The organism is Arthrobacter sp. HMWF013 (genome assembly GCF_003061105.1).
GTDB lineage: Bacteria > Actinomycetota > Actinomycetes > Actinomycetales > Micrococcaceae > Arthrobacter.
Map to the genome: position 1 here is coordinate 1 of NZ_QAIQ01000019.1, position 5,276 is coordinate 5,276.

The following is a 5,276-nucleotide window of genomic DNA, read 5'->3' on the forward strand; positions in this document are numbered from 1 at the left end:
GACCAAGCGCTCGCCCGCATGTGCACCCCGCACCCGCGGGCCGAAGAAGTCGCTGGACACCATGCTCACGGTATCGGTGGCTGATGCGGCCCTTGCCTCCAGCAGCCTGGTCCGGACGCCCCGCTTGCCGCCCGCCGCGTTCCGGGGACCGGCCTCAGTCATCGGGCGCTCAGGTGCGCTGTACGAATAGAGGCTTTCGGGAAAGACGACGACGGCGCCCGCCGCCCCCGCGGCGGCCAGTACCGTCTGTTCGGCCAGGGGGAGTTCTGCCTGCCACGCCTCCGCGCTGTAGGAGGAGCCGTGGATGCAGTGATACACCGCGGCTGCACCGGCCAATGCGGTCCGCACCTGGGCAGGGTCCTGGACATCCGTTTTGACCCGCTCCACCAGGGGGTGCCCGGGGCCGCTGCCGGAGCGCGTCAGGACCCGGACTTTCTTTCCCTCGTCCGCGAGCTGCCCGGCGACGGTCCAGCCCACCGGTCCTGCCCCGGTAACTACGTGTACTTCGTCCATGACGTTCTCCTCCATCAGCAATAACTCCCACTATGAGAGCAGCGCTCTCCTTTTAGTCTGCGGTTCGTTTCTACCGTCGTCAAGAGCACTGCTCTCAAATGTTGACGGTGCTCTGACTTATGCAGCATGCTGAAGCCATGACCCCACCTGGCGCCAGTACGGAAACCATCCCCTCGCAGCGGACGCCGCGGGAGCGGGCCCGCGCCCGGACCATCGCGGATATTGTCCGCCTCGGGCGTACGCACCTGGCAACGGATGGTGCGGCGGCCCTGTCCCTCCGCGCCGTCGCCAGGGACCTGGGGGTGGTTTCCTCCGCGGTCTACCGCTACGTGGCCAACCGCGACGAACTCCTCACGCTCCTACTGGTCGATGCCTACGATGAGCTGGGCGACGCCGTCGACGCCGCGGTGGATGCGGTGCCGGAGGATGACTTCGCCGGCCGGTTCCTGGAGCTCGGCAGGGCAGTCCGGAAATGGGCCCTCAAGGAGCCGGCCCGCTACGGACTCCTGTTCGGCAGCCCGGTGCCCGGCTATCAGGCCCCCGCCGGACAGACCACGATGCCCGGCACGCGGGTGATCTTCAGGCTGGTGGGCATTATCAACTCTGCCTGGCGGGCCGGCGCGCTGGCCCAGGAGCCGGGTCCCGCCGTCGTGCCTTCCGCCCTTTCCGCGGACCTGGCGGCGATCCGCACGGAACTGGGGCTTGACGTGCCTGACGAGGTTCTGGCGAACGGAGCCCTCGTGTGGACGTCACTGTTCGGAGCGGTGAGCTTTGAGGTGTTCGGCCAGTACGGCGCAGACACGTTCAGTGCCCGCGACGAACTGTTTGAGCACCATCTTGCGGTGCTCGCGGGGGTGGCGGGCCTCCGTTCCTGATGGGGGAGCGCGGTGGCTCGGGGACCTCTGTCTCTGCCGGGCGCCGCTGAGTAGACTGCCATTGCGTCCGCGACGCACGCGGAAACTCAACGGAGAGGCAAGCTCATGACTGAGACCGCACCCGAGGATGACCGCCGGAAAGCCAGTACCGAACCCGGCCTGGACGGCGAAGGCGACCAGTATGCCGCCGCTTCCGGCCACACGGAGGACGCGGACCGGACCCCGGAAGAGGCCCGCGAGACGCAAGTGGACGAGGACAGGGAGTCCTGAGGGGGCCGTTCACGCTCAGCGAACACTTCGCCGCCTGGTTTTTGCCTGCCCAAAAACCCCGGAATTCCGCGGATTTCGTAGCTTGGGAATCACGTCACTATCCAAAGTTGAGTCTAGTTCGCTCAACTTTGGGTTGACACCTTTCCGGCCGCAGGTAGAGTTGAGTCCAGAACGCTCAATGAGTGGGCGGTACGAAAGTTTCCACAGGAAAGAAGGAAGCAACACATGTCACGTGCAGTAGGTATCGACCTCGGAACCACCAACTCCGTCGTCTCCGTTCTCGAAGGTGGCGAGCCCACCGTTATTGCCAACGCCGAGGGTGGACGCACCACGCCGTCGGTCGTTGCATTCTCCAAGTCAGGCGAAGTCCTGGTCGGCGAGATCGCCAAGCGCCAGGCCGTCAACAACATTGACCGCACCATCGCCTCCGTCAAGCGCCACATGGGCACTGACTGGTCCGTCTCCATTGACGACAAGAAGTACACGGCTCAGGAAATCTCCGCCCGTATCCTCATGAAGCTGAAGAACGACGCCGAGTCGTACCTGGGCGAGAAGGTCACCGACGCCGTCGTCACCGTTCCGGCCTACTTCAACGACGCCCAGCGCCAGGCCACCAAGGAGGCCGGCGAAATCGCAGGCCTGAACGTCCTCCGCATTGTCAACGAGCCCACCGCGGCAGCACTGGCCTACGGCCTGGACAAGGGCAAGGAAGACGAACTCATCCTGGTCTTCGACCTCGGCGGCGGAACGTTCGACGTCTCCCTGCTCGAAGTGGGCAAGGACGAAGACAACTTCTCCACCATCCAGGTCCGCTCCACCGCCGGTGACAACCACCTCGGCGGCGACGACTGGGACCAGCGCGTTGTTGACTACCTGCTCAAGCAGCTCAAGGTCAAGGGCATCGACCTCTCCAAGGACAAGATCGCCCTGCAGCGCCTCCGCGAGGCATCGGAGCAGGCCAAGAAGGAACTCTCCTCCTCCACCAGCACCAACGTCTCCCTCCAGTACCTGTCCGTCACCCCCGACGGCCCGGTCCACCTGGACGAGCAGCTGACCCGCGCCAAGTTCCAGGACCTCACCAAGGACCTGCTGGACCGCACCAAGAAGCCATTCCAGGACGTCATCAAGGAAGCCGGCATCAAGCTTTCCGAGATCGACCACATCGTCCTCGTGGGCGGTTCCACCCGTATGCCCGCCGTGTACGAGCTCGTCAAGGAACTCGCCGGCGGCAAGGAGCCGAACAAGGGCGTCAACCCTGATGAGGTCGTGGCCGTCGGTGCTGCACTCCAGGCCGGTGTCCTCAAGGGCGAGCGCAAGGACGTCCTGCTGATCGACGTCACCCCGCTTTCCCTCGGCATCGAGACCAAGGGCGGCGTCATGACGCACCTGATCGAGCGCAACACCGCTATCCCCACGAAGCGCTCCGAGACCTTCACCACCGCGGATGACAACCAGCCGTCCGTGGCCATCCAGGTCTTCCAGGGCGAACGTGAGTTCACCCGCGACAACAAGCCGCTGGGCACGTTCGAGCTGACCGGCATCGCGCCGGCTCCGCGCGGCGTCCCGCAGGTCGAGGTCACCTTCGACATCGACGCCAACGGCATCGTGCACGTTTCGGCGAAGGACAAGGGCACCGGCAAGGAGCAGTCCATGACCATCACCGGCGGCACCGCGCTGTCCAAGGAAGACATTGACCGCATGGTCAAGGACGCCGAGGAGCACGCAGCCGAGGACAAGGCCCGCCGCGAGGCGACCGACACCCGCAACACCGCCGAGCAGCTCGCCTACTCCGTGGACAAGCTGATCGCGGACAACGCCGACAAGCTGCCCGAAGAGGTCAAGACCGAGGTCCAGGCCGACGTCGACGCCCTCAAGAAGGCACTCGAAGGCACCGATGACGCCGAAGTGAAGACCGCGTTCGAGAAGCTGCAGGCTTCCCAGGGCAAGCTCGGCGAGGCCATCTACGCCCAGGCAGGTTCTCCTGATGGCGCCACCGGTGCTGCAGGTGCCGAAGGCGCAGCGGGCACTGAGGGCACGAAGGCTGACGAAGACATCGTCGACGCCGAGATCATCGACGAAGACGAAGCGAAGAAGTAGCCATGCCGCACCACGGTAACGAGGAAGAGCACAACTCATCCGCAAACCAGGAGCAGCAGGAACGCCAGCAGGGCGAAGGCCACCAGGACCCGGTCATCCGGGACAACCGCAAGGTTGACCCGGTGACCGGGCAGGCCCGGCACCCGGAGGGCGGGCACCACGCTGATGCCCCCGCCGCCGAGCCTGTGGACACCGACGGCGACGCCCTGGCCCAGGCCGAGGAAATCCTCAACGGCGTCGAGGTGCCGGCCGAGGAATCCGTAGCCCAGGGAGCGGGCCACGCTGAAGCCGCGGAACTGAAGAATGACCTTCTTCGCCTCCAGGCCGAGTACGTCAACTACCGCAAGCGCGTCGAACGTGACCGCGCCGTGGCAGGGGAGATGGCCGTCATCGGCGTCCTGAACTCCCTGCTGCCTGTACTGGACGACGTCGATGCTGCCCGCCAGCACGGTGACCTCGCCGACGGCCCGTTCGCCGCGATCGCCACCAAGCTGGAGAACGCGCTGAAGACGTACGGCCTGGTCCGGATCGATGAGACCGGCGTTGAGTTCGATCCCACAGTCCACGAGGCCCTCATCCAGCAGCCCGGCGAGGACATCGAGGTTGACACCGTCAGCCAGGTCCTCCGCTCCGGCTACCGGTCCGGCGACCGCGTCCTCCGCGCCGCGCAGGTCATCGTGGCCGTTCCGGCTTAGTTCGGCTCGGCTTGCGCTACGCCGGATAGGGGGCGGTGCCCGCTTCGCGGTGCCCTCCACACCGCCGCCCCCTATCCGGCCTCCGCGCCGGCGGTCGTCTCGCCTAAGGTGAGATAACCACAAAGCTCGCAGCGGTACAGGGCCCCGGGTGTGGCATCGGGCCTTCCGGAGCGTGGTGGCTTGGTCCGTCAGGACCGGGCCGCCACGCGTAGGGGCGGGGGCCCCTGTACCGCGGAGAGCTGTCAGTTAGAAGACTTTTGAAAGGAAACGCCATTGGCTAGCCAGGATTGGGTGGACAAGGACTTTTACGCGATCCTTGGTATCGCCAAGGACGCTTCCGACGCTGACATCAAGAAGGCTTACCGGAAACTTGCCCGCCAGCACCACCCGGACACCAACGCCGGGAACGCTGCCTCGGAGAAGAAGTTCAAGGACATCTCCGAGGCCTATTCCGTGTTGTCAGATTCCGATGAGCGCCAGCAGTATGACGCCATCCGTGCCATGGGTGGCGGCGCACGGTTCGCTCCCGGCGGTGCAGGTGCCGGCAACGGCGGGTTCGAGGACATGTTCGGTGGCCTGTTCACCGGCAGCACCGGACGCCACGCAGGCGGCTTCAGCACGGCCGGTGGCATTCCGCCGGAGTTCGCTGACCTGTTCGGCGGCGGTTTCGGGGCCCAGCCCGGTTTCCAGCGGACCCCCCAGAAGGGCGCGGACCGCACCGCTTCCACCACCATTTCCTTCGCTGGCTCCATCCGCGGCACCTCCATCGGCCTGCGCGAGCCCAACGGCGAAGTCATTGACGTCCGTGTTCCGGCCGGTATCAAGG

General features: G+C 65.8%; 6 protein-coding genes. 5 read left to right on the forward strand and 1 reads right to left on the reverse strand.

Annotation, left to right across the window (positions count from 1 at the left end; genetic code table 11):
• Positions 1-513: NAD-dependent epimerase/dehydratase family protein (locus DBR22_RS00835; RefSeq protein WP_146187324.1), on the reverse strand; the 513-nt coding region annotated here is incomplete at its 3' end.
• A 137-nt stretch (positions 514-650) separates the two neighbouring features.
• Between DBR22_RS00835 and DBR22_RS00840 the strand changes: the two genes are divergently transcribed.
• The 5 genes from DBR22_RS00840 to DBR22_RS00855 all read left to right on the forward strand — a co-directional run.
• Positions 651-1,388: a TetR/AcrR family transcriptional regulator gene (locus tag DBR22_RS00840; RefSeq protein ID WP_258228995.1), complete on the forward strand. Its 738-nt coding sequence runs from the start codon at positions 651-653 to the stop codon at positions 1,386-1,388.
• 105 nt (positions 1,389-1,493) lie between these two features.
• Positions 1,494-1,658 (forward strand): hypothetical protein, encoded by a 165-nt coding sequence (locus DBR22_RS23655; RefSeq protein WP_181364968.1) that lies wholly within the window; start codon positions 1,494-1,496, stop codon positions 1,656-1,658.
• A gap of 225 nt (positions 1,659-1,883) precedes the next feature.
• On the forward strand, positions 1,884-3,755 hold the full coding sequence (gene dnaK / locus DBR22_RS00845) for a molecular chaperone DnaK (RefSeq protein ID WP_108597350.1): 1,872 nt from the start codon (positions 1,884-1,886) through the stop codon (positions 3,753-3,755).
• Positions 3,756-3,757: 2 nt separating this feature from the next.
• Positions 3,758-4,450 (forward strand): nucleotide exchange factor GrpE, encoded by a 693-nt coding sequence (locus tag DBR22_RS00850; protein ID WP_108597351.1) that lies wholly within the window; start codon positions 3,758-3,760, stop codon positions 4,448-4,450.
• A gap of 273 nt (positions 4,451-4,723) precedes the next feature.
• On the forward strand, positions 4,724-5,276 hold a 553-nt coding region (locus DBR22_RS00855; protein ID WP_181364969.1), incomplete at its 3' end, for a DnaJ domain-containing protein.

What these genes read in the sequence shown, in the direction of transcription:
- DBR22_RS00840 (WP_258228995.1), top strand. Translation starts at nt 651, where the DNA reads ATGACCCCACCTGGCGCCAGTACGGAAACCATCCCCTCGCAGCGGACG.
- DBR22_RS23655 (WP_181364968.1), top strand. Translation starts at nt 1,494, where the DNA reads ATGACTGAGACCGCACCCGAGGATGACCGCCGGAAAGCCAGTACCGAA.
- dnaK (WP_108597350.1), top strand. Translation starts at nt 1,884, where the DNA reads ATGTCACGTGCAGTAGGTATCGACCTCGGAACCACCAACTCCGTCGTC.
- DBR22_RS00850 (WP_108597351.1), top strand. Translation starts at nt 3,758, where the DNA reads ATGCCGCACCACGGTAACGAGGAAGAGCACAACTCATCCGCAAACCAG.